This is a genomic window from Arthrobacter sp. 4R501, from assembly GCF_002929755.1.
In the GTDB taxonomy this organism is placed as follows: domain Bacteria; phylum Actinomycetota; class Actinomycetes; order Actinomycetales; family Micrococcaceae; genus Arthrobacter.
In genome coordinates this window covers 230,644-253,627 of sequence record NZ_PJIW01000001.1, presented here as the reverse complement: position 1 = coordinate 253,627, position 22,984 = coordinate 230,644, and the positions used below count along the sequence as shown (strand labels likewise).

23 protein-coding genes, 1 tRNA gene and 1 pseudogene are annotated in these 22,984 nt (G+C 63.9%); 8 read left to right on the top strand and 17 right to left on the bottom strand.

Annotated features, from left to right (window positions below; genetic code table 11):
- Positions 1-2 precede the first annotated feature (2 nt).
- Both CXR02_RS01235 and CXR02_RS01230 read right to left on the bottom strand, forming a co-directional pair.
- The gene (locus CXR02_RS01235; RefSeq protein WP_104060325.1) at positions 3-485 is read right to left on the bottom strand and encodes an FHA domain-containing protein; all 483 of its coding nucleotides are present in this window, start codon (positions 483-485) and stop codon (positions 3-5) included.
- Positions 482-1,225 (bottom strand): DUF3662 and FHA domain-containing protein, encoded by a 744-nt coding sequence (locus CXR02_RS01230; RefSeq protein ID WP_104060324.1) that lies wholly within the window; start codon positions 1,223-1,225, stop codon positions 482-484. The genes CXR02_RS01235 and CXR02_RS01230 overlap by 4 nt, the downstream gene beginning before the upstream one ends.
- 331 nt (positions 1,226-1,556) lie before the next feature.
- On the opposite strand from CXR02_RS01230, the gene CXR02_RS01225 reads away from it, so the two are divergent.
- Together CXR02_RS01225 and CXR02_RS01220 are read left to right on the top strand one after the other, a co-directional pair.
- Positions 1,557-1,639: transfer RNA gene (locus CXR02_RS01225), tRNA-Leu, on the top strand.
- Between the two features lie 156 nt (positions 1,640-1,795).
- A complete protein-coding gene (locus CXR02_RS01220) occupies positions 1,796-2,251 on the top strand; it encodes a UPF0158 family protein (RefSeq protein WP_104060323.1) in 456 nt (151 codons plus the stop codon).
- Here the strand turns inward: CXR02_RS01220 and CXR02_RS01215 are convergent.
- A complete protein-coding gene (locus CXR02_RS01215; RefSeq protein WP_104060322.1) occupies positions 2,240-2,944 on the bottom strand; it encodes a TetR/AcrR family transcriptional regulator in 705 nt (234 codons plus the stop codon). The genes CXR02_RS01220 and CXR02_RS01215 overlap by 12 nt on opposite strands.
- 142 nt (positions 2,945-3,086) lie before the next feature.
- Between CXR02_RS01215 and CXR02_RS01210 the strand changes: the two genes are divergently transcribed.
- Together CXR02_RS01210 and CXR02_RS01205 are read left to right on the top strand one after the other, a co-directional pair.
- Positions 3,087-4,514, top strand: coding sequence for an NAD(P)/FAD-dependent oxidoreductase (locus tag CXR02_RS01210; RefSeq protein ID WP_104060321.1), 1,428 nt, complete (start codon positions 3,087-3,089; stop codon positions 4,512-4,514).
- Between the two features lie 72 nt (positions 4,515-4,586).
- Positions 4,587-6,134, top strand: a complete 1,548-nt coding sequence (locus CXR02_RS01205) for an APC family permease (RefSeq protein WP_258060654.1) — start codon at positions 4,587-4,589, stop codon at positions 6,132-6,134.
- Between the two features lie 13 nt (positions 6,135-6,147).
- On the opposite strand, the gene CXR02_RS01200 is transcribed toward CXR02_RS01205, so the two are convergent.
- The 6 genes from CXR02_RS01200 to CXR02_RS01175 all read right to left on the bottom strand — a co-directional run bounded on the left by CXR02_RS01200 (position 6,148) and on the right by CXR02_RS01175 (position 12,893).
- Positions 6,148-6,852 carry a FadR/GntR family transcriptional regulator gene (locus CXR02_RS01200; RefSeq protein WP_104060320.1) on the bottom strand — a complete coding sequence of 235 codons (705 nt, stop codon included), beginning with the start codon at positions 6,850-6,852 and terminating at the stop codon, positions 6,148-6,150.
- Positions 6,853-6,862: 10 nt separating this feature from the next.
- Positions 6,863-7,990, bottom strand: coding sequence for a mandelate racemase/muconate lactonizing enzyme family protein (locus tag CXR02_RS01195; RefSeq protein WP_104060319.1), 1,128 nt, complete (start codon positions 7,988-7,990; stop codon positions 6,863-6,865).
- Positions 7,991-8,087: 97 nt separating this feature from the next.
- Entirely contained in the window at positions 8,088-10,421 is a 2,334-nt protein-coding gene (locus tag CXR02_RS01190; RefSeq protein WP_181037091.1) for a bifunctional diguanylate cyclase/phosphodiesterase, read from the bottom strand.
- Between the two features lie 202 nt (positions 10,422-10,623).
- The gene (locus CXR02_RS01185; RefSeq protein ID WP_104060317.1) at positions 10,624-11,544 is read right to left on the bottom strand and encodes an AEC family transporter; all 921 of its coding nucleotides are present in this window, start codon (positions 11,542-11,544) and stop codon (positions 10,624-10,626) included.
- Positions 11,545-11,631: 87 nt separating this feature from the next.
- Positions 11,632-12,234: a hypothetical protein gene (locus tag CXR02_RS01180; RefSeq protein WP_104060316.1), complete on the bottom strand. Its 603-nt coding sequence runs from the start codon at positions 12,232-12,234 to the stop codon at positions 11,632-11,634.
- Between the two features lie 53 nt (positions 12,235-12,287).
- Positions 12,288-12,893 carry a hypothetical protein gene (locus CXR02_RS01175; protein ID WP_258060653.1) on the bottom strand — a complete coding sequence of 202 codons (606 nt, stop codon included), beginning with the start codon at positions 12,891-12,893 and terminating at the stop codon, positions 12,288-12,290.
- A gap of 157 nt (positions 12,894-13,050) precedes the next feature.
- On the opposite strand from CXR02_RS01175, the gene CXR02_RS01170 reads away from it, so the two are divergent.
- On the top strand, positions 13,051-13,431 hold the full coding sequence (locus CXR02_RS01170) for a VOC family protein (RefSeq protein WP_104060315.1): 381 nt from the start codon (positions 13,051-13,053) through the stop codon (positions 13,429-13,431).
- On the opposite strand, the gene CXR02_RS01165 is transcribed toward CXR02_RS01170, so the two are convergent.
- The 4 genes from CXR02_RS01165 to CXR02_RS01150 all read right to left on the bottom strand — a co-directional run bounded on the left by CXR02_RS01165 (position 13,432) and on the right by CXR02_RS01150 (position 14,967).
- The gene (locus tag CXR02_RS01165) at positions 13,432-13,716 is read right to left on the bottom strand and encodes a DUF3883 domain-containing protein (protein ID WP_181037090.1); all 285 of its coding nucleotides are present in this window, start codon (positions 13,714-13,716) and stop codon (positions 13,432-13,434) included.
- Between the two features lie 53 nt (positions 13,717-13,769).
- On the bottom strand, positions 13,770-14,165 hold the full coding sequence (locus CXR02_RS01160) for a PIN domain-containing protein (RefSeq protein ID WP_104060313.1): 396 nt from the start codon (positions 14,163-14,165) through the stop codon (positions 13,770-13,772).
- Positions 14,150-14,419 (bottom strand): type II toxin-antitoxin system Phd/YefM family antitoxin, encoded by a 270-nt coding sequence (locus CXR02_RS01155; RefSeq protein ID WP_104060312.1) that lies wholly within the window; start codon positions 14,417-14,419, stop codon positions 14,150-14,152. The genes CXR02_RS01160 and CXR02_RS01155 overlap by 16 nt, the downstream gene beginning before the upstream one ends.
- A 143-nt stretch (positions 14,420-14,562) precedes the next feature.
- Complete coding sequence (locus CXR02_RS01150) at positions 14,563-14,967, bottom strand: DUF5997 family protein (RefSeq protein ID WP_056347429.1); 405 nt, start codon at positions 14,965-14,967, stop codon at positions 14,563-14,565.
- A 123-nt stretch (positions 14,968-15,090) separates the two neighbouring features.
- Between CXR02_RS01150 and CXR02_RS01145 the strand changes: the two genes are divergently transcribed.
- The gene (locus CXR02_RS01145) at positions 15,091-15,840 is read left to right on the top strand and encodes a LysR family transcriptional regulator substrate-binding protein (protein WP_104060311.1); all 750 of its coding nucleotides are present in this window, start codon (positions 15,091-15,093) and stop codon (positions 15,838-15,840) included.
- Positions 15,841-16,120: 280 nt separating this feature from the next.
- Here CXR02_RS01145 and CXR02_RS01140 read toward each other — a convergent pair.
- From CXR02_RS01140 to CXR02_RS01125, 4 genes and pseudogenes are all read right to left on the bottom strand, one after another.
- Positions 16,121-16,594 (bottom strand): annotated as a pseudogene (locus tag CXR02_RS01140) (recombinase family protein).
- 242 nt (positions 16,595-16,836) lie between these two features.
- Entirely contained in the window at positions 16,837-18,384 is a 1,548-nt protein-coding gene (locus CXR02_RS01135) for a glycoside hydrolase family 32 protein (protein WP_104060310.1), read from the bottom strand.
- A 217-nt stretch (positions 18,385-18,601) separates the two neighbouring features.
- Entirely contained in the window at positions 18,602-19,660 is a 1,059-nt protein-coding gene (locus tag CXR02_RS01130; protein ID WP_104060386.1) for a LacI family DNA-binding transcriptional regulator, read from the bottom strand.
- Positions 19,661-19,680: 20 nt separating this feature from the next.
- Positions 19,681-20,913 (bottom strand): Gfo/Idh/MocA family protein, encoded by a 1,233-nt coding sequence (locus CXR02_RS01125; RefSeq protein WP_104060309.1) that lies wholly within the window; start codon positions 20,911-20,913, stop codon positions 19,681-19,683.
- 153 nt (positions 20,914-21,066) lie between these two features.
- Between CXR02_RS01125 and CXR02_RS01120 the strand changes: the two genes are divergently transcribed.
- Entirely contained in the window at positions 21,067-22,020 is a 954-nt protein-coding gene (locus CXR02_RS01120; RefSeq protein ID WP_104060308.1) for a carbohydrate ABC transporter permease, read from the top strand.
- Between the two features lie 12 nt (positions 22,021-22,032).
- Entirely contained in the window at positions 22,033-22,932 is a 900-nt protein-coding gene (locus tag CXR02_RS01115; RefSeq protein ID WP_104060307.1) for a carbohydrate ABC transporter permease, read from the top strand.
- Positions 22,933-22,984: the final 52 nt, after the last annotated feature.

The window sequence follows — 22,984 nt, the reverse complement described above, 5'->3', positions numbered from 1 at the left end:
GGCTACGGCCTCAATTCGATGACCGTCTTGCCGATCCTCACGGGTACACCAAGCTCAACGGGCAGAGCCCGGGTAAGTTGCTGGTCGGCCAGGTAGGTGCCGTTGGTGGAGCCAAGGTCCTCGATGAACCATCGACTGCCTTGCGGGAACAACCGCGCGTGGCGGCCGGAGGCGTAGTCGTCCTCAAGTACCAGTGTGGCTTCCTGAGCGCGGCCCAACAGGATGGGGCTGGCGGCCAGGGGGATGGTGGTTCCCTTGAGCGGGCCTTCGGTGACCACCAGTTGGTGGGCCGGCTGCTTGAGCGGCTGCGGCGGAGCCTCGGCCAGTCCCGGGTTCTTGCGGACCTGACGGGCGGTGGGGGTGCCGGCGGCGGCTTTGCGGCCCACCATCAGGTCCCTGCGCATGGCCGAAACGATGCTGAAGATGAGGACCCAGAGCAGGATCAGGAACCCAAACCGCAGGGCGGTGATGGTCAGGTCGCTCATGGGCGGCCCCCAGGGTTGGCGGGAAGCAGGCGGAAGATGATCTTTGTCCGTCCCATCGTGATGGTGGAGCCGTCGGTCAGTTCGGTGCTGCCTGCCAGTTTATGGCCGTTGACGTAGCTGCCGTTAGTGGAGCCGAGGTCCACAGCGCTGGTGACGCCGCTGGCGGTGCGGATCTCAAGGTGGCGGCGCGAGACGCCGGTGTCGTCAATCAGGATGTCGGCCTCGGAAGACCTTCCCAGGACGATGGAGGGGGCATTGAGGGAATAGCGCTGACCGTCGATGTCTAGGACGGGCTGCAGCCGTACAGGCGGGCGGCTGGGGGCTGCTGGCAGGTTGGGCCTGGCCGACGCGACTCCGGGGCCGGCCTTGGACTTCTCAGTAGAGGAGACGATCTCGAAGTTGCCAGCGCGAAGATCCTCGGACCGGCGGAAAGAGATCCGCACCGAGCCCTGCAGGGTGTAGCCCTGGCTCCGGACGTGGTTTATGACGACGTCGCAGAGTTCTTCGGCCAGCGGCGTGCCCCAGTCCTGAGCCCTTCTGAAGTCGTCGTCACTGAGTTGGACGTCGAAGACGTTGGGGGCCAGTGTGCGGCCGGCGGCGATGGTGAGGGCTTTGTTGTCAACCTCGCGGCGGAGCCGGCTGGCGATTTCCACAGGTTCAACCTGGGCGCGCGAACCGGTGGAGAAGACACCGCGGACGGCTTTTTCGATGCCGCGCTCGACCTTGTCCAGCAATCCCATGGTCCTTCTCCTTTCCCCCCGGCTGCGGGGCAGTTTTCGTTCCGGAACTCAGCCAACCATGCAGTTCAGAACCCAGCGGCCTGCCTGGCAGTGGCAGGCACTACTACATCAGATACTACTGGGCAGGCCTGTGAATGACCTTAATCCACAACGGCCGGGCCCCCGGAAAAGTTCACTGGTGGTTCCCGGCCGGCCCCCTCCCGGCGGGGAGTTTGACCCCTCCCGAGGCTCAATTGGTGTTTTGCCGCCGATGTCCGTTATGCTTGATCTCGCTGCTTTTACAAGGTTGCGGATCCGGTAAACCGGCCGTAATTCATGGAAAAGAAGTTGCGCGCGAGTGGCGGAACGGCAGACGCGCTGGCTTCAGGTGCCAGTGTCCGAAAGGGCGTGGGGGTTCAAATCCCCCCTCGCGCACGCAATCAAGGGAACCCCGGTCTTCGGACCGGGGTTCCCTTCTTTAACGCTGGGGCGGTCCTTAGCGCTGGGCCCCGAATCCGGCATGCCGCGGGCGTAACTGTGGGTATAGCATGCGAGTGACACCCGCTGGATGATGCGGCCGGAGGACTGCTCATGCTGACATTGGGCGCAATTGATATGGAAATGCTGCAACTCGCCCTCGATTCCCCGTCCGACTGGGATTCCAGGTACTGGTTCGACCCCCGCACGGGAGAGACCAGCTTCTGGCTGAGGGACTCGCTTGACGAAGCCGAAGAGTCCGAGGAAGACCTCGAAGCAGGCGGCGCCATCCTAGTTGAACCGATAAGACCGCATGAGGCCTACCGCGACATGGAATCGTTCATCGCGGATGTGCAGGATGAACGCGCCAAGGACCTGCTCTGGCGCGCAATAGACGGCAAGGGAGCATTCCGGCGTTTCAGGAATACGCTCGCAGAGTTCCCCGAGCTTGAGACCCGATGGTTCTCATTCCATGACCGAGCCATGCGGCGGCGCGCCATAGAGTGGCTGGCGGCAGCTGGTGTAGTGGAACAGGGAGAGGCTGAGAACGCCCTGCGCTTACTCCCGTAACGCCCCGAAGCCCGCAATAAGGGCCTCAAGCCCCAGGCTGAACGCCACGTCTGCAGGTTTCTCGTGCCCCAGCGCGGCCAGGCTCCGGACGGCACCCGTGAAGCTCGGCGTCGATTCCGCCATGCTGCCGGAATCGAAAATGTCGGCTGGGGCCGTGACGTCGTAGGCGGATCCGAAGATGAAGGATTCCAGGGCCACGATGGCGGACACGATCCGCTCCTCCGGGAATCCGGCCGCCCGGAATCCGGCGCTCACGGTCTCATACATGGCGAGGGTCTGCGGTGCGTCAGTCACGGGAAGGACTGCGATGACGGGAATCAGGGGCGTGTGCTCCGCGAAGACGTCCCGGTAACTCCAGGCCCATTTCCGCACCGCGGACTCCCAGGGGTCCGCCCCGAATGCGGTCACGTCCACCAGGGCTGTCAGGTGGTCTTCCACGAGCAGGAGCACGTCCCGCTTCGATTCCACATGGTTGTAGAGGGCCGACGGCGCCACGTGCAGTGAGCGGGCCAGGGCGGCCATGGTGAGTCCGTCGTAGCCCTGCTTGCTGATGAGCCGCAGGGCCGCCGCCGTGATGCCCGCCAGGTCCAGGACAGCCGCGGCGGGCCGCCCCGCGCGGCGCCGTGCCGCACCGGTTTGCGGCACGGGTTCGCGTTCCGTGGCAGTTCGTGAAGCGGCTGGTGATGCCGGCATTGCTGGCCTTTCTGCGGGCAGATGTCTCCAGCATTATTCCACCCGGCTCTTCCTTGCGGACCGCAAAACAGCTATAGTTCTAATAAATGAATGACATTCATTTAGTGGTTCGTGTCACTCGACCGGCCATAGAGAGGACATCATGCTGAATCTTGACCGTGACGTTGTGATCGTTGGCGCCGGACCCTCCGGGCTCACCGCTGCCTGCGAGCTGAGGAAGGCTGGCCTCAGCGTGGCAGTGCTGGAAGCACGGGACCGCGTAGGCGGCCGAACCTGGACCGACACCATTGACGGGGCCATGCTGGAAATCGGCGGCCAGTGGGTCTCCCCGGATCAGACCGTACTGCTGGACCTCCTGGACGAGCTCGGACTGAAGACATACTCCCGCTACCGGGATGGCGAGTCCGTCTACGTCGGCGCCGACGGGAAGAAAACCCGCTACACCGGTGATTCCTTCCCGGTGAGCACAGCCACCGGGGCGGAAATGGACAAGCTGATCGGCATTCTGGACGGCCTCGCCGCGGAAATCGGCGCCACCGAGCCGTGGGCCCATCCCAAGGCCCGTGAACTGGACACCATCTCCTTCCACCACTGGCTGCGCCGGAACTCCAACGACGAGGAGGCCTGCAACAACATTGGCCTGTTCATCGCCGGCGGCATGCTCACCAAGCCCGCGCACGCGTTTTCGGCACTGCAGGCGGTCCTGATGGCAGCCTCCGCCGGGTCCTTCAGTCACCTCACCGACGAGGACTTCATCCTGGACAAGCGGGTCATCGGCGGGATGCAGCAGGTGTCCCTGCTGCAGGCAGCGGAACTGGGTGCCGACGTCGTACTTAACAGTCCGGTGCGCACGGTCCGCTGGGAGGATGCCGGGGAAGGCGGGCACCGCGTCAGCGTTGTCTCGGAGCGCGCCACCGTGAATGCGCGATTTGTGATCATGGCGGTGCCACCGAACCTTTACTCACGCGTCTCGTTTGACCCGCCCCTTCCGCGGCGGCAGCACCAGATGCACCAGCACCAGTCGCTGGGCCTGGTGATCAAGGTCCACGCCGTCTACAGCACGCCGTTCTGGCGTGAAGACGGGCTCTCCGGCACAGGCTTCGGTGCCGGTTCGCTGGTCCAGGAGGTCTACGACAACACCAACCACGGTGATTCACGGGGAACCCTGGTGGGATTCGTTTCGGATGAAAAGGCCGACGCCGTCTTCGAGCTGAGTGCCGAGGACCGCCGCCGCGCCATCCTGGAATCGATTGCCGGGTTCCTGGGGGACAAGGCACTGGAACCCGAGGTCTACTACGAATCCGACTGGGGTTCCGAGGAATGGACCCGGGGCGCGTACGCCGCGAGCTACGATCTGGGCGGCCTGCACCGTTACGGCAAGGACCAGCACACTCCTGTGGGCCCGATCTACTGGTGCTCCTCGGACCTCGCCGCCGAGGGCTACCAGCATGTTGACGGAGCCGTCCGCATGGGCCAGCGCACAGCGGCGCGCATCGTGGACGCGGCAGGCGTTGCAGCCAAAGCGGGCGCATCCGCTGCGGCACATATGGCCGCGGCCGCCGTCGACTGACAGCACCAGCACCAGCACACCAGCACGAGCTCCAACCCATTCAGCGTCGAATGAACTACGAGAGGCAAGGCCATGAGTCCCAAAGAAGTGACAGTACAGCCACCCAGCGGCCTGGACCAGGGCCTGGCAGAAAAGGGCCTGAGCGGGAAGGGCCTGAAGGCGGGCGCGGTGGGATTGCTGGGCGCCGTCGTGATCGGTGTCTCCTGCATCGCGCCTGCGTACACGCTGACCGCGGCGCTGGGGCCAACGGTTTCGGAAGTGGGGGTCCAGCTGCCGGCGATCTTCCTGGTGGGCTTTATCCCCATGATCCTGGTGGCGTTCGGCTACCGCGAACTGAACAATGCCATGCCCGACGCCGGCACCTCGTTCACGTGGGCATCGCGCGCCTTTGGTCCGTGGATCGGCTGGATGGGCGGCTGGGGGCTGATTGCGGCCACCATCATTGTGCTGTCCAACCTGGCGGCGGTCGCCGTCGACTTTTTCTACCTCATGCTGGCCCAGCTGTTCGGGAACCCGGAACTGGGCGAACTGAGCAAGAACCTGCCGCTGAACATCGCCACCACCTTGGTGTTCATCGCCCTGGCTTGCTGGATTTCCTATCGGGGCATGGAGGCAACGAAGGGCGTGCAGTATGTATTGGTGGCGTTCCAGCTGCTGGTGCTGGGCTGGTTTGCTGTAGCTGCCTTCAGTCACGTGGCCAACGGCTCGGCGTTTGATGCGACCGCCATTTCGCCGGACTGGTTTAACCCGTTCGCGGTCGGATCCTTCTCAGCCTTTGCTGCCGGGGTTTCCCTCTCCATCTTCATCTATTGGGGCTGGGACGTCACTCTGACCATGAACGAGGAAACCAAGAATCCGGAGAAGACTCCGGGACGGGCGGCAACCGTCACCGTAATAGTGATCGTGGCGATCTACATGACCGTTGCGCTGGCCACTCTGTCCTTTGCAGGGGTGGGCGAAACCGGCCTGGGCGCCGGGAATCCGGACAACCAGTCGAGCATCTTTGCTGTCCTCTCCGGGCCGGTGATGGGACCGTTCGCCATTCTGATGTCCCTGGCCATCCTGAGCAGTTCGGCCGCCTCGCTGCAGTCCACGTTTGTGTCGCCGGCGCGGACCATGCTGTCGATGGGTCACTACAAGGCACTCCCGGGCCGCTTCGGCAAGGTCAGCCCGCGCTTCAAGTCCCCGAGCTACGCCACGATCGCCGCGGGCGTTGCCGCCGCAGCTTTCTACGTCATCACCCGGACCACCTCAGAGAACGCACTCTGGGACACCATCACCGCGCTGGGCATGATGATCTGCTTCTACTACGGCATCACCGCCCTGGCTTGCGTCTGGTACTTCAGGGCGCAGGCGTTCACCAATGGCCGCGCCTTCTTCTTCAAATTCCTGGCGCCGCTCCTGGGTGGAGTCATCCTGCTGGTGATGTTCTTCAAGACCGCCAGTGATTCCATGGACCCCGAGTACGGCTCCGGATCATCCGTGGGCGGGGTGGGGATGGTGTTCATCCTGGGCATGGGCGTGATCCTGCTGGGTGTGGTGATCATGCTGGTGATGTCCCGGCTGCGGCCTGAGTTCTTCAAAGGCCAGGTGCTGGCCCGCGGCCGCGAGCGGCGCTGAGTGCGGGAGGGGCCTAAGCGGGCGGGCGTACCGAAGCCGTGAACCGCCGTCGGGAATTTGCGAGGTGGCTGCGCATGGCGGCTGAGGCGGCGGTCTCATCGCCGTCGGCGATGGCGGCAGCGATGGACCGGTGCTCGTGCACCACCTGGTCAAAGTGGTCCCGGGCGTAATGTTCGACGCCGGTGAGCAGCCGGGTGCGCGGCATCGCGATCATCGTCTGGCCCAGTGCGGCCAGGCAATCTGAGTAGAAAGGGTTGCCGGAGGCCGCCGCGATGGCGCGGTGGAACTCGAAGTCGGCCTTCATGGCGTGGCCGGGGTGGTCGGCGCTGGCGGCGAACTGTTCCAGGGCAGCATTGACCACCCGGAGCTGGCGGTCGGAGTGGTTGCGGGCGGCCAGGGCCGCAGCCTCGGACTCCACTCCCAGCCGGAATTCCAGCACGTGGAGGCGGTCTTCAACGCTGGCGACGGGTCGGCTGCCCGGAACCGGCTGGGGGCCCTCGTCGGGCGGGGTCAACGCGAAGCTTCCCCGCCCGCGTTCGGTTTCGACCAGCCCTTCGGCCTGGAGGCGCGTCAGTGCCGAGCGCACCACAGTGCGGCTGACGCCGAAGTCGACCATCAGCGCATTCTCGCTGGGAAGCTTGTCGCCGGGTTGGATCACGCCGTCCACGATGCGGGTGCGAAGGTCGGCGGCGAGGTCCGCGGTCAGGTTCCGGCTCATGCGTTCAAGGTTACGCGCCGAACTCCACGGACTCGGTGGTCCAGGCGCGGGCCTGGTCGCTGAGGGTCACGCCCAGGCCGGGACGGTCCGGGACCGGCATGTGGCCGTTCTTGGTTTCGAGGCGCTCGTTGAACAGCGGATCCAGCCAGTCGAAGTGCTCCACCCACGGTTCCCGCGGGTACGCCGCGGCGAGGTGCAGGTGGATCTCCATGGCGAAGTGCGGCGCCAGGCCAAGTCCGCGTTCGTCCGCGAGGGCGGCGAGGCGCAGGAACTGGGTGATGCCTCCGACGCGGGGTGCGTCCGGCTGGATGATGTCGCAGCCGTTGGCGTTGATGAGGTCCTTGTGTTCGGCCACGGACGCCAGCATCTCGCCCGTGGCGATGGGGGTGTCCAGGACGTTGGCGAGGTGCGCGTGGCCCTCAAAGTCGTAGGCATCGAGCGGCTCTTCGATCCAGATGAGGTTGTACTGCTCCAGCTGGCGGCCCATGCGCAGGGCGGTGGCCCGGTCCCACTGCTGGTTGGCGTCCACCATCAGGGGAACATCCCAGCCGATGTGTTCGCGGATGCCGGCCACGCGGCGGAGGTCCTCGGCGCTGTCCGGCAGGCCGACCTTGATCTTTATGCCGCCGAGGCCTTCCTCCAGGAGGACCGTGGCGCGGTCCTTGACCTCTTCGAGGGAGGCGTTGAGGAAGCCGCCGGAGGTGTTGTACGTCTGGACGGAGTCCCGGTAGGCGCCCAGAAACTTGGCCAGAGAGAGGCCGGCGCGCTTGGCCTTGAGGTCGTAGAGTGCGATGTCGATGGCGGCCAGGGCCTGGGTGGCCACACCCGAGCGGCCCACGGAGGCGCCGGCCCAAAGCAGCTTGGTGTAGATCTTGCCGATGTCGTTGGGGTCCTCGCCGAGGAGTCCCTGCGCGACCTCCTTGGCGTGGGCGTACTGGGCTGGGCCGCCGGCGCGCTTCGAGTAGCTGAAGCCGATGCCGCTGTGGCCCAGTTCCGTGGTGATCTCGGCGAACAGGAACACCACTTCGGTCATGGGCTTCTGGCGGCCGGTGAACACCTTGGCGTCGCTGATGGGGACGGCCAGCGGCAGCCGCGCGGTGGAAAGCTTGACGTGCCGGATGACATCGACGGTACTCATGGTTGCTCCTCGAAAGCAGGCTGTCCGGGCTGCATTGCCCTCCTACTTAGAGTACAAGTATCCAACTTGTATCACAAGTATGCCGGCCCCTGCACTTTCAGGGTGTGCGGCGCGCGCCTTCGGCAGTCCGGTCAGGGTAGAGAATGGAAAAAGGGCCCGTCCGTGGTTGTTGACGTCGGTCGGCGAGCCATGCGTCCAGTTCGGTGGCGGGAACGGGCTTTGACATAAAGAAGCCTTGTGCCACGTCGCAGCCATAGTCGCTGAGGGCGCGGTATGCGTCTGCGTTTTCCACTCCTTCGGCGGTCATGTCCAGTCCGAGGCTGTGGGCCAAGTCAATGGTTGAAACTACCAGGGCCGTGGCGCGGGAATCTTCGGTCATGGACAGGATGAACGACTTGTCGAGTTTGAGTTCGTCGATGGGAAGTTCCCGCAGGTAGGACAGGGAGCTGTAGCCCTTGCCGAAGTCGTCGACGGCGATCCGGACGCCCATGGCGCGCAGCGTGGCCAGCACCCTGCAGGCGCGGTCGCGGTCAGCCACCAACAGGTCTTCCGTGATCTCCACTACGAGGACGGAGGGTGATAATCCGTGTGCGGAGGCCATGGCGTCAATCTGGGCCGGCAAGCCCGAGTCGATGATTGAAGGTGCGGAGAGGTTCACTGCCACGGTCAGCGGCTGGCCCTCTGCCGCCCAGGCTGCCGCTTGGTCCATGGCCTTGCCCAGGACGACGCCCGTCAGGCCCGGCATGAGTCCGGCTTCCTCGAACCGTTGCAGAAAATCATCGGGCTCCAGAAGCCCCAAGTCCGGATGCTGCCAGCGGACGAGGGCCTCCACGCCGCGGACGTCCCCCGTGTCGAGATCGATCTTTGGCTGGAAGTGCAGGAGCAGTTGGTCTTCACTCAATGCGTCCTTCAGCGTCTGCAGGGGGTGGGTCTGCTTTAGGCCGGAGGTGACCTCGCCGCCGTCGTAAACGAAGTGCCCGCTATGCGTCGACTTCGCCCTGTACATCGCCATGTCAGCCCGACGCAGCAGCATCGTCAAGTCCTGCCCTTGGTCCGGGTGACACGAAATGCCAATGCTGGCATTGACGTGCACCGTAACACCGCCCAGATCATATGGTTCGGCCAGTGCCGCCCTCAACTTCACGGCAACAGCCCGTGCCTCGTCAACACCGCAGTTATCGACATGAATGACGAATTCGTCGCCTCCCATTCGCGCCAGCAGGTCGGCAGACCGAAGCTGCCCGGACAGACGCCCGGCGACCTGGGCGAGGAGTGTGTCGCCGACGTCGTGGCCGAGGCTGTCGTTTATCTCCTTGAACTTGTCGAGATCCAGCAGAAGCACTGCACTACGGCGTCGCCCGCTTGAGGCAAGACGGCTCGGCACCTCCGTGTAGAGGGCCCGCCGGTTCGGAAGCCCGGTCAGCTCATCAGTGCGAGCCTGATGCCGCATGTCGGCCAGCCGGATCCGCTGCCGGAACACCAGCGGCAGCGCCGCCAGCGCCAGAGTCAAGCTGGCCAAGACAACAGCGACCAGGGCCACGCGTACCTGCGTTCCCAAAATCAAAACAAACAGACTCGCGACAGTCGCCAGGGCAGGAACAGCCTGGGACGGAACTGTAAAGGTCTCCCTGCGCAGCGGCTCATTGCGGCCCTGCATAACAACCCAGGCGCCGATCATGGCGAGGCCCAGCGCCCATGAAGCGTCCAGGGGGGTTCCGACGACATAGAGACTGTCTAACTCCAGCAGGGCATAGCCGATGTCGGCGCCGGTAAACGTGAACAGTCCCAGGACCAACAGGGCCCATCCCCGTCCGATGCTGCGTCCTGTGGTGGCTGTGATCCCAATCACCGCAGCCACCAGGAGGAGATCCAACAGGGGATAGGCGGCGCCGAGAGCCATGGCCAGGGAACGCGGGCCGTCGAGGACCGCGCTGAGGATGGGATCCAGAACCACCGCGAGAACGGCTGAAGCCCCCAGGGCCCCGACGACGGCGTCGAGGACGACGGGCCATGTCATGTCTGGCAGGCGACGCCGTATGACCACGGCCAGGGTGGCCAGCATCAACACGTAGAAGCCCGTGTAGCCCACGTCGGCAGGGGAGGGCAAGGGCACATCCGCGCCGCCAGCAGACATTAGGACGTAATAGGTGTCCCCTGCAGCCGTGCAGGATATTGCCCCTGCAGCGAGGATCATCTCCAGTCGCCTGCACTTCGTGCGGTGAACCACCAGCCATCCGACCGCTGCGGGAACCCAGACCGTTAGCAGGGCAAGGAATCCGTCCACGAACGGACTGAAGTCCTCACCCGGGCGAAGAGCAAGACCGATTGAATACACCCCGGCCACCGTCACGAGCCCGAGGCTCCACCACCGGGAACTACTCACGTCGATCCCGGTGGAACCCGACCGACCAACGGGCTGTTCGGCAGTCATGCGATCTCCATCTAATTTGTCGCCTGTCATCGCTATTCGACGACAGGCTTCGATCGCTGGAAATGAAGTCAATCGAGGGTTTGGGTCCACTATGCGGTAACAACGACGGAGGTCAACGCAACGACGCGCGGAAACATTCAGTGCCACTCGTCGGTCCCGTTTTTGGACGTCCGGTGGGACAGTTGGAAGATCTGCCCCGTCGCTATCCCACCAACCAGGCGACGGCCAGGAGTGCCACCACGCTCAGCACGGTGGTGCACAGGATGACGTCGCGCGCTACCGTCATGCCGCGGCCGTAGGGGGAGGCAAAGAGGAACACGTTCTGGGCGGTGGGAAGTGCAGCCATGATCACGCTGGCCAGGAGATGCTGGCCTTCCAGCCCGAAGACAAAGCGGCCAAGAACCCATACAGTGAGCGGCATCCCGGCGATTTTGAAGAACGTTGCCACGAGGGTTTCGGTCCGGCCGTCGTCCTTCTGCAGCGGCGCGCGGCCGGCGAGGGACAGGCCGAAGGCCAGCAGGACCATGGGCACGGCCCCGCCGGCCAGCATGTCGATCGGCTTCTGCAGCAGGTCCGGCGCGGTCCAGCCGGTGAGGGCGACGGCCACGCCCAATGCGGACGCGATGATCATGGGATTGCCGAACGGCTGCAGCAGCATCTTCTTCCACGAGATTTTTCTACCGGAGACAAGCCCCAGGACAGTCAGGTAGAACGGCGCCATCACCAGGAGCTGGACCAGGAGCACGGGCGCCACGTGCTGCGCCGTCCCCACGGCGTACAGGGACACCGGGATACCGATGTTGTTTGCGTTTGCGTAGCTGCTGGCCATGGCGCCGACGGCGGTCTCAGCAGCAGGGCGCCGGAAGAACAGGAAACTCGCCAGCCAATAGAGAAGCCCCACTATCGCTGCGGAGAGCAGCGCGAGCGGGGCATCGGTTCCCAGGGCGGCGCGGATATCGCTGCCGGCAACCACCGTGAACAGCAGCGCCGGGTTCGTGACGTAGTAGGCGGTTCGGGTCAGCGCGCCCTGGACTTCCGGCCCTAGGATCCGCAGTCGGGCCGCGAAATAGCCCACGGCAATGACGACGGAGACGATCAGGATTCCGGAAACAACGCCGCCCACAGGCCGCCCTTCTATTTAGCTGTTGGAGGTTCCGCACGGCCGACCCCTGCGCTCACGCCGGAAACTCCGACTACTAAATACCGTAGGCTACGGCGCCACTGTCAGCGCTGCGAGGACGGCCGGGAGCAGCACGTCATTGCGGCCCCAGACGGGATCCAGGATTTCCACGTACCAGGAGTCGGCGAGCAGGAGCGCCAGCGTTTCGTTGGTTTCCTCCGCCCAGTCCTGGATCTGCTCTTCCTGCACCGGAGTCTCGCTGGAGCCGAGGACGGTAACGACCTCGTCGCCGTCGAGCGTTACCGGGATGGCGGCGCTGCTGGCCTCGCCCGGGGCGTGCGCCACAGTCACCAGCTCAGTCCGGGTGGAAAGGGCCAGGAGCTCCACGGCCGCCTCTGCACTGCAGAAGCCGGTCACGTACTGCCGCTGGGCGGAGCTGCCGGTCCGGAGACCAGGCTGGGACTCCTTGGTGAACAGCCCGTTCCTGTTGAGGGCGGCAAGCTCGGTGGCGATCGGTTCTGTTTCGTCGTCGTAGCGGACCGTAAAGGTGGCGGCCTGGTATTCGCTATGGCCCTCCAGCCACCGCGCCGTCAGTTCCCCGGCAGCTTCCAGGGTGATGGCCTGCCGCCAGGCCCCCTTATCCTCCAGGCGCCTGCCGAACTGGTCACGGACGTCCGCTTCTGTGGGTTCCATCCTCGGATGCTACGGCGCCCCGCGGCCGGACTCCAGTGGCGGCGACACAGCAGTTAATGTCCGACGGCGGTGATTCCGGCGGGGATCCCGGCAGCACGTTCCGCCGCGGCAAGGGCAGCGCCAAAGCGGACGACGGCGGGAGCGTACCCTTGGTGCGGCACCGCCCGCAGCTGCTCTGCCTCCCTCATGGCCCGGATCAGCGCGGACGTTTCGGGCAGCCGGACATCCGTCATGGCGGGGTAGTCGATGCAGCTGGCAGGGTCCAGTTCATAGCGGCTCCACCGGGCCAGGAGTGCGTCATGTTCAGCCTGCGCCGCGGTGTTTACGGGCCGGTCCAGCCGCAGCTGCCGGCGGCGTTCCTGCCACGCCAGGATCTGGGGGCTGCCCCGGTAGGCGGCCACGCCCGCCCCTGCGCCCAGCGCGGCGAGGACCACCCCAAACCAGGGTGACGCGAGCGTGGGAATAAGGATGGCCGGAAGCGCCACGGCAGAGCCCATAAACACGTCCCAGAACACGGGGTCCGGGGCGCGGACGGCAGGGGCCGGCGTCGAATGCCGGCGGACAGCCAGGACGGTGGCAGCCACCGCGCACACCAGCACTGCACCCCAGAAACTCAGCTGCAATGCTCCAAACAGGACGGATTCTGCAAATGCCGGCACTGCGGCACCTCCCCGCGTCAGGCCCGGCCCAGGATTCCGGGTTGCTCCTTCCATTGCAGCCCCTCCGGCCACCGGGGTCAATGGCAGGACCTCCTGCACCGGCGGGGAATCCGCGCTGGAGGTTCCCGCACCTGCCGCGGGCCGGTAGCTTGGGACCATGAGACTGAAAATGTGCAGCATCCATGTCCAGGATCCGGCCGCCGCCCACACGTTCTACACGGAGACCCTCGGGTTCGAGACCCTGATGGCGATGCCCGAGTACAACCTCTTCATCATCAAGGATCCCGGTGCTGACGCCGGATCAGTGGGGCTGCTGCTGGAGCCCAGCGACAACCCGATCGGCGCGAACTACATGAATGCCCTGCACGACGCCGGGATCGCGGCCATCACGTTCGGGGTTCCGGATGTGCAGGCCGAATACGACCGGCTGGTGGCTGCCGGCGTGACTTTCCAGGGCGAACCGTCAGAGGATCCGTCCGGGATCAGTGCAGTCTTCGACGACCGGTGCGGCAACTTCGTGCAACTGCACCAGGACTGATTAGCCGGCCTTCGGCGCGGCGAGGAATGTGCTTTCCTGAAGTTCACACGTGGTATGGATGCTGCCTGGCAGGTGGTACCAGCGGGGTGCGGGGCCGAAGTTGAAGACTCTGATGAGGTGAAAGACCTCAGCCTGCTCTTGGGAAAGCTGTAATTCGTTGCGGCACACGAAGAACGGCGTCTCGGCGCGCGACTTTGTGGTTTTGACCTCCAGGAGCCGTTCTTTTCCGCTCTCTTCGAAGGACAGGATGTCGTACCCGAGGCCATCGCGGCGGGTCTTGGACACATGCTCAACCGACTCCACCTGGCCCGGAATGGGTTGGATTGTCAGTTCCGCACTCAGTCGCCTGCCTCCAGGATCTCCACCACATCTTCGACCAACTCGAAGTCCCTTGCGTTGCGGGTGATCAACGGGATGCCAAGAGAGTGGGCTTGCGCGGCGATCATTATGTCCTTACTCCTGGCATGTTGGGGCCTCAGGCGCTTGACCCGCGCAGCCAGCTCGCCATAACTCTCGGCGGCATGCTCGTCAAAGAGAATCCAGTCCATCAGTTCCCGCCAGACGGCAAGGCGGTGCACCCGGTTCCGGCGGATCTCCTCAGACGCTGACGATCGGATTCCGAATTGGAGCTCCGCCAGCGAGATGATGCTCGAGCCGAGTACCGAGCCGGCCGGCCACACGGCCGGTGGTGCGATCAGGACATTCGTGGCAAGGAGGATCACGGGGTTGTCCACGGATCAACCAGGGGATCGGCATCTCTTGATTCTTCATGTTCCACCAGCCATCCGGTCTGGTCTGCGCCGAGCTCGGCAAGCTTCAGGGCAATGGCCACTTCAGCGGCTGAAGTCCACTTCTTGCGATGCGTTACAGGTGAGATCACTGCAACCGCACGGCCTTGGAGGGTTATTTCTAGAGTGGCTCCGTGCTCGACCCGCTCAATGACAGCCCTCGGATTTTGTTTGAGTTCCCGAACCCCTACCTTGTCCATGGCTGCATTCTCCGCTTGATGTAGCCCTTGTTCTACGATTGGCAACGAAAGGAACAACAAAGGCCTGTCCGCGGATCCGAATCGTGAAGGTTCGGATCCGCGAACAAGCCTAGGAAAAGCGCTGGCTACTCAGCCAGCGGGAGTTACTCGGCCTGGGCGCGGGCTTTCTTGGCGTCCTTTTTGGCAGCCTCGTCCTTGACGCGCTGGGCTTCAGTGCGGACGGCGGCGTGGGTGGAGCGCTCGGCGACCAGCCAGGCCGGGGGAGCCTGCAGCAGCGCGGTGATTTCCGCCGTCGTCAGCGCTTCCTCAACACCGCCGCGGGCCAGGCCGCTGATGGAGACGTTCAGCTTCTGGGCCACCACGGGGCGGGGGTGCGGGCCGTTGCGGCGGAGCTCCGCGAGCCACTCCGGCGGGTTGGCCTGGAGTTCGGCGAAGTCGGCGCGGCTGATGGTTGAATCCTGGAACTCCTGCGGTGTTGCCGGCAGGTAGATGCCAAGCTTCTTGGCAACGGTGGCCGGCTTCATGGACTGGGAGTTTGCAGAGGTCATGGTTCAAGGGTATCTGGCTGCCTGCCTGAAAGGCACCAATACAGCACCACCTCGGTACCAGTCCTGAGCCAACCCCGCACCAGTTCCGGCATTGCGGGGCCGCGCGGGCGGTACTGTGAAGACGTGCCCGCAGACAATGAATCCCCCCAGAACGCCAGCCCCGACGAATCGCCGGAGCAGGAGGCGCCCCGTGTGCTCCGCTTCGCCTATGTGGCCGGCGTGACCCCGGGCAAGTGGATCCGCCGCTGGGAAGAGCGCGTGCTGGACATCCCGCTGGAGTCGTTTATGTCCGACGACGGCGCCCAGCTTTCCGTCTTGAGTGACGGTTCCGCGGACCTCAGCTTTGTCCGGCTTCCGGTGGAACGGGAAGGCCTCAACGTGATCCCCCTGTATGAGGAGCAGCCCGTGGTGGTGGCGCCCAAGGGGCACGAGATTTCGGTGTTTGAGGAAGTGGCCCTGGCCGACCTGTCGGCAGAGACGTTCCTGGACGTCGCCGAAATGGGTGGCCCGGAAGCGGCCATGCAGGTGGTGGCGTCCGGCGCGGGCCTGGTGATCCTGCCCATGTCCGTGGCCAGGCATTTCAACGTCAAGGACACCGTGGCCCGCCGGCTGACGGGTGCCCCGGTCACGGAGATCGCGCTGGCCTGGCCCAGCGATTCCTCGGACGACATCATCGAGGAGTTCATCGGGATTGTCCGCGGCCGCACCGCCGCGAGCTCCCGGCAGCCCTCCGCCCAGCAGGAAAAGCCCAAGAAGGAACCGAAACCGGACCGTCGCGGACCTGCCGTCAAGAAGCCGAAGGTGGCCCAGCGCTACGCCCCGAATCCGGACAAGGGCCGCGGCAAAGGCTCACGCAAGAAGGGCAAGCGCTAGTCCTCACCACTCGTTGCCTTGGACTGCGACGACGCGAATACTCCACGATTCTGCGTCGCTCTTGGCTGAGTTGGTCCACGTAGTTTCTGATTTGAAACTTGTCTCCGGCGGTGGCACCGCACTTATCCACTTTGGAGCGCGGAACTAGTTCCGACTGTCTCTGGGAGCATGGTGCGGCAGAGTTTTACGTGTCAAAGCTTGGCTTGGCGCAGGAATTGGAACCTCGTTTCGCGGCTGATTAGGTAGTCGCGGGCAAGAGTGGATTTTGGAACTCCCTCGGCTATGTACGAGCTCGGCGGCCCGCTCTCGGAGTGAGGGTCTTCTTGCGTCCGCGGTAGGCGCCTCGTTGTTGCGCCAGAGTGATGCCCTGACGCTGGCGTTCCTTGATAAGGGCGCGCTCGAATTCGGCGAAGGTGCCCATCACCGAGAGCATGAGGTTGGCCATGGGGAGTCCTTGCTGGTGAAGACCAACTGTTCCTTGACGAACTCCACGCGCACGCCTTTACAGGTCAGGCCTGGACCACGGAACGCAGGTCATCAAGGTTGGGGGGAGCCGGTCCATGCCATGGACCACGACGGTGCCTCCGTCGCGAGTTAAGCGCTGCAGTTCGGCCAATTGGGGCCGGAGTGTGTCGCGACCGGAGGCCTTGTCGCTAAAAATCCGGTCCACGGCTTGGCCGTCGAGCTGGCGCTGTTCGTTCTGGTCCAGCGTGCTGACCCTCGTATACCCGATTCTTTGACCTGCCACCCGCATTCACCGAAGCTGTCAGGATTGAACCTAAGACTTTCCAAAAGGTATGCCTAGAAATGGAACTTCGGATCCTATTCTGACAGCCACTTCGAGTGGTGCCTGACGTCAGGTTGTCAGTTTCAGCGTCTGCACGGAATGTCAGAAGCCGTCTGCACTACTGCAAAGACGTCCTTGTTTGGGGGCGTGCCGGCATCACCGAAGGCACACTCTGAGCCTTGGAAGCCCCACTCATTGGTCATTAATCGCTACCGACTCAGGACCAATGGCTCTGCGTTTCGCATTGATGGTCCCGCGGGGCGCGTCACTTTCAGGCTGGGGGCGGTGGCGGTCCCTCGTTTGGCGTAGAGGGACAGGCGGGTGCTGTCCGGCCCGGGAAATATAAGGCCTGTCATGGTGACTTGGCGGTTTTGGGCGAAGACTTCCACTGAGCAGTGGTCGATGAAGAGGGTGAGAGTGTAGGAGCCGTCCGGGGCCGGTTTCAGTGGGGCTGTATCGGTGGAAGCAAATGCGTCATGGAATTCTGTGTTGCCGGAGCTAGTCCGGTCCATGATGAGCCGGTTGGTGGAGGGGCGGATGCCGATGCGTGTGCCGTCGGTGCCGTTGCCTCGAATGATGAGTCCGAATTCCTCTGCGGATTCCGGGATGAAGGTCACCTCGATGATCTCTACCGGTGCTCCGGCGTGCAGGTGGCGTATTCCTTCATCTAGTGCAAGAGCGGACCAGGTGTTCACGGACAGTGAGTTGCCGGTTCGGTATTCGTCGGCGACCCGTTGGGCCAGGCGGGGCTGGCCGTGGTCTGTGACCAGGGACATTTCGCGTACGAGTGACATGGAACTGCGCCATGGCCAGGTCGGGATGGCGGCGCCGTATTGCCAGTTGTTCATCCAGCCGACCATGAGACGGCGCCCATCGGGTGCGTTGTTGAATGAGACGGCCGCGTAGTAGTCACGTCCCCAATCGAGCCAGTGGTAGGCGTCGAGCTCGTCCGTTTGGCTGCCGCCGTCGGTGACGGTTGTTTCGGAGGTGAAGGCCACGCCGTCGAAGTGGCCGACAAAGTATTGACCGCCGGACCCGCCATTGGGCCCTCCGGGGTTGAGGTTCACGGTAAGAATCCACTTGGTCTGCTCTTCGTCGCCGTCCAGCGGCAAGGGGAAAAGGTCAGGGCACTCCCAGACGCCGCCGGTGGCGTTGGCGGGTCCGAAGCTGCTGAGGTAGTGCCAGTCCCGAAGGTTATCGGAGCTGTAGATGACCACTTTGTGCTCCTCGGCTTCGACGGCCACCATGACCCAATAGCTGCCGGGGGAACCGTCGTAGCGGAACACCTTCGGATCGCGAAAATCTGCGGAATTCCTGTCAAGAACGGGGTTGCCCTGGTGCTTCGTCCAGGTGTAACCGCCGTCGGAACTCCAGGCCAGGGACTGGGCCTGTGTGCCCCGGCGGGCTGAACTGTCTTTGTATGCGCTCGTGTAAATTGCCACGAGTGGGGAGGTGGTTCCGTTTCCGAGGCCGCTGGTGTTGTACTGGTCGATGACGATGCTGCCGGAATAGATGTCCTCTTCGGCGTCGCAGAGGATGGCCACGGGCTGCTCGTCCCAGTTGACCAGGTCCACCGAGGTGGCGTGGCCCCAGGACATGTTGCCCCAAACGTTCCCGAAGGGGTTGTTCTGGTAATAGAGGTGGTAGATGCCCTCGTGGTAGACGAGTCCGTTCGGGTCGTTCAGCCACGTGTTCTTGGCCGTGTAGTGGATGGCGGGCCTGAAGATGTCATCCTCGTGGGCGTGAATGGCAGTCATGACGTTGGGTGCCTAAGGGGTAATCGGTGGGGTACGCCGCGGGCAGGTGGCAGCCGCGGCGGCTGCCGGGTGAGTTCCGGGCAGCAAGGAACGCACTCGCCGGTGGGCGGTTGCGTACGGACGTCGGCCCCGGAGGGGCGGGTTCTCCCAGTGTTGGGAATGCCGGCCCCTCCGGCAGGTGATCGCCTTTAGCGCAGCCGGAGAGGCTGTGTATGTGTCAGTGGCAGCCGCAGGATGCGCGCAGTACCAGCTCGGCCGGGAAGATTTTGGTTTGGGTTTCCTGTCCGGGCTCCGGAGTTAGGAGAGCGTTCACGGCGGCCTGCGCCAAGTCTTTTATGGGTTGGGCGACTGTGCTGAGCCGGGGCCAGGTGTATTCAGATTCGGGCGCGCCGTCGAAGGAGAACACGGCGAGGTCCTCCGGTAGCCGGAGGCCGGCCTCGTGGAGGGCGCAGAGGAGACCCGCGGCCTGTTGGTCGGAGCTGACGAAGACGGCGGTGGGCCGCTCGCTGCGGGCCAGCAGCTCCTGTCCGGCACGGTACCCACCCTCGCGGTTGAACGGTGCCCTAACGATGGGGCCCTCCGTGAGGCCGGCATCCTGGATCCCCTGATGCCATCCGACCTCGCGTGCGTCAAGCTCACTGTCGGCATTGCCGCCCATGACCAGCCCGATGCGTTCGTGGCCGTGGCTAATGAGGTGCTCGACCGCCATGCGTGCCCCGTCTTGGAAGGCCACTCCGACGGAGTTGGGACCGTGGCCTCCCGCGCCGTGTTTCATGACGGCGGGACTGCCTGCTGTGGCGAGGTCGGTGGCGTGGTTCAGGAGCACGGCGGGGATGTCTGCCTGTTCAAGATCCATCAAATCGGGTTCGAACAGCAGGCTGCAGAGGAACAGGCCGTCCACCCTCCGTGCGGCGAAGTTCTTGATGAGGCGGCGCTCTGTGCGGAGCGAGTCCTGGGAGTCCGCCAGCAGGAGGGTGTAGCCCCGCTCGGCCGCGGCGTTTTCGACGGCGCGGGCGAGCGAGGCGTAGAACGGATTCATGGCATCGGAGACGATCATGGCGAGCATCTCACTGGAACCCAAGGCAAGTGCCCGGGCTGCCGCGTTGGGCCGGTAGCCCAGCGCCCTGATTGCCTGCCGCACCTTGGCCTCGTTCGCAGGAGAAACGGCCCTGGGCCCGCCGTTGACGACGTAGCTGACGACGGCGGGGCTGACCCCTGCCAGCCGGGCGACGTCGTCGCGTGTGGTGGGCTTGGCTTGTGAGGTGGGGTGCGGCATGGCAACCATGCTAGCGGCGATTACTTGGCGGATTCGCGGAGTGCCGGGCGGGGCAGCTCTGCTGGGGCGTCGCCGAAGTCGGGCACCGGCAGGCGTTCGCCGCCGCGCAGGGCCGACTGGTGGGCAGCGATGCCGGGAAGTGTGTAGCGGGCCGCTTCCCAGGCATTGACCGGAGGCAGGGTGCCGGTGTTCATGGCGGTGACGAAGTCGTCCACGAGGAAGTGGTGGCTGCCCTCGTGGCCGTTGGGCAGGCCGCGGAACTCCGCCGGCAGGCGACCGGTGTCGTGCACTGACGCCATGCCGGAAACAAAGGCATCACGCAAGGCAGGAGCCACATTGGCCAACATGGGGTCATCCATGTCCATGGTGGCCTGAGTCTCAAGCTCACCACTGATGTCTGTCACAGTGTGCTTGTCCTGCCAGACGCTGACCAGCGCGAGCTGCTCCATGCTGGCCTCGGTGCCGAAGTAGCGGAACCGGGATTCGCGGATGTGGGACGGGTAGCCCACGCGGCGCATCTCGTTGATCCGCATGGCGCCGCCGTCGTTCATTTCGAAGAGTGCGGTGGCGTTGGAGCAGTCGTTGTCGAACATGCTTACATCGCGGTCAAAGACGCCGTCCTGACGCTGATCCTTAACGCCGATGCAGCTCACGCTCACGGCGTGGGAGCCGGTCGCTCCGAGCACACCGCCCACGGAATGGGTCGGGTAGAGCATGGGCGGGTAGCTGGCAGTGCTCTTCCAGTTTTCTCCGCCGCTGTACTGGTAGGCGTCGTAGAAGCCGAGGTCCATGTCGTGGATGTAGTCGCCCTCGGCGTAGAAGATCCGGCCGAAGGCGCCTTCGGCCTGTTTCTTGCGGGCGAATACTGTGGCGGGGTTGTAGTAGCTGGTTTCACCCATCATGTAGGTCAGGCCGGTCTCCCGGACCGCCTCGATGATTTCTGCGATCTCCGCTTCGGAGATCGCCATGGGGACAGCGGAGTAGACGTGCTTGCCGGCCCGCAGGGCCTGCACCACCAGGGGCCCATGGGTCCAGCGCTGGGTGAAAATTGCTACGGCGTCGACGTCGCTTTCAAGCATTGCCTCAAAGCTGTCCAACGTCCCTGTCGCGCCGAGGATGCTGCTTTGTGCCTCTGCACGCTCAGTGATGAGGTCGGTGAAGTAGATGTCTGAGATTCCGGGGTGGGCAGCGAAGAGTTTGGCGAATACGCCTGCGAACTGTCCTGCACCAACGATTCCAATTGAAGAAGTCATGGAAAAAGCATGCGGTAAAAATCTACGCGCGTCAACATCTTTATAAGATGTCCAGATAAACCTTTGATTTGAAGGGAAGTGGTTGCATTATTTCCTGCAACGCGCGTAGAGTAGCGGTCAGTTGTTACCTACCTCACAGGAGAGGGATCAAAGATGACCACCATTACCAAACATCGGGGCAAGTCCGGTCCGGCCCCGCGGCCCAAGGCCGGTAAAGCTCCCAAGCAGAGCCTGGTCCGCCGCCTTGGCGACCTGAAGGTCGCGCTGCTGTTCATCCTCCCGGCATTGATCGGTCTCGTGGCCTTTTGCTTGGTCCCTACCGTCCGCGGCGTCTACCTGAGCTTCACCGAGTACAGCATCCTCGGCGAGCCCGAATGGATCGGCGTCGACAACTACACGGCGATCTTCAAGGATGAGCTCTTCTGGAACGGGATGGCCGTGACCCTCCAGTACGTGGGTCTCAACATGGTCCTGCAGTTCGCCATCGCCTTGGGCCTGGCGCTGTTGATGCACGGTGTGGCGAAATCAACCTTTGTCCGCGGCGCGCTGCTACTGCCGTTCTTTGTCGCGAATGTGGTCGTGGCCCTGCTCTGGTTCTGGATGCTGGACTACCAGATCGGCATCGTCAACGAGATCATCAGCTGGATAGGGCTTCCCCGCGTCGCCTTCTTCGGCAGCGAACAGTGGGCAATCCCAACTATCGCCGTCGTCAACGTCTGGAAGCACATGGGCTACACCGCCCTGCTGATCTTCGCCGGCCTCCAAGCCATCCCCCAGCATGTCTACGAAGTGGCTTCCCTGGACGGCGCGTCGCCAACGAGGACGTTCTGGAGCATCACCCTGCCGCTGCTGCGCCCGGTCCTGGCACTGGTCCTGGTAATCAGCGTCATCGGCTCCTTCCAGGTCTTCGATACCGTCGCGATCACCACCAACGGCGGCCCGGTCAACGCCACCCGCGTCATCCAGATGTACATCTACCAAAAGGCCTTCGCCGAATCGGACTTCGGCTACGCCTCGGCCCTGTCCGTCGTTCTCTTCGTGATCCTCGCCCTGGTGGCCTTCATCCAGATGAAGTTCCTCAAGGGCAATGAATCGGATCTGGACTAAGGAATCCCAGCCATGACTACCCAAACCCTTACCCGCAAACCAACCAACTGGCGCCGTATCGGTGCCTGGGCGCTAGTCGTCCTTGCACTCATCGCCACCATCCTCCCGTTCCTCTGGATGATTCGTACTGCGTTCTCCACCAATGGATCGCTGGCCTCCAACTCCACGAACCTCCTGCCGGCAGACTTCTCCTGGGGCGCGTTCAAGCGTGTCTTTGGAATGCAGTCCACCGAGGAAGCCCTCGCCGAAGGCGGTTCCGGTGCAGCCATCGACTTCTGGGTGTACCTGCGCAACTCGATCCTCTTTTCCACCGTAACAACAGCGTCCCAGGTCTTCTTCAGCGCCCTTGCCGCCTACGCCTTCGCCCGGCTCCGCTGGCCCGGACGGGAAAAAGTCTTCGCCCTGTTCCTGGCCACCATGATGATTCCGGGCATCTTCACCGCTCTGCCCAACTTCCTCCTCATCAAGAACTTGGGCCTGCTGAACACGTTCGCCGGCCTAACGCTGCCCTTCCTGTTCATGTCCATTTTCGCCATCTTCTTCCTGCGGCAGTTCTTCCTCAGCATGTCCCGCGAAGTGGAGGAAGCAGCAAAGCTCGACGGCGCCAAGCACTGGCGCATCTTCTTCCAGATCGTGCTTCCGAATGCAGCCGCCCCGCTGGCCACCCTCACGCTGCTGACGTTCGTGGGGCAATGGAACGAGTACTTCTGGCCACTGCTGGTCGCCAATGATGAGAACGCCCGGGTCCTCACCGTGGGCCTGGGTGTCTTCAAATCACAGTCCCCGCAGGGCGCCCCGGACTGGTCCGGGCTGATGGCAGCCACCATCGTTGCCGCACTGCCGGTCATCATCCTGTTCATCGCCTTCGGCAAGAAGGTGGTCAACTCCATCGGCTTCTCCGGCATCAAATAAGCCGCAGACTCCAACCACTTCTCCCCTCACACCCCACCCGGGCAAGCTCAGC